General features: G+C 65.5%; 1 protein-coding gene. It reads right to left on the reverse strand.

Annotated features, from left to right (window positions below):
* Positions 1-183 precede the first annotated feature (183 nt).
* On the reverse strand, positions 184-496 hold a 313-nt coding region (locus ACU8YC_RS26415; protein WP_446896181.1), incomplete at its 5' end, for an ABC transporter permease subunit.

Below are 496 nucleotides of genomic sequence, written 5' to 3' on the forward strand. Positions count from 1 at the left end.
GGACAGGGGTCGGGTACTGCACCTGGATCTCGGTCCCGGCCGATTGAGCCCTGAGATAGCCTGGCAGGGCGACCGTTCCACTCGAGGAGGCGGTGCCGGCGAGCAAGGCACGACGCGTGATCTTCATGCGGGTCTCCCGGTTGTCGTGCTCTGGCTGGGAGCCGCCCGGTCGGTGCGGGCGGCTCACTTCACGGCGGTCATGGTGACGCCGTCGATGAACCAGCGTTGGGCGATGAGGAAGGCGACAACGAGCGGCGCGTTGACCACGACCGCCGCTGCCATGAGCAGGCTGTAATTCGTGCCCGCTTCCGCGTTGGCGAAGTAGACGACGCCGAGCGGTGGCGTCGCCAAGTGCTCGGATTGCACCACGATGAGGGGCCAGAAGAACTCGTTCCAGTTCCAAACGAAGGATAGGATGCCGAAGGAGACGAGCGCAGGGAGCGCGCTTGGCAGCATGATGCGCCACACGATCGCGAACTCCGAGAGGCCATCGAGC

It is taken from the genome of Citrobacter sp. VF227, assembly GCF_052950715.1.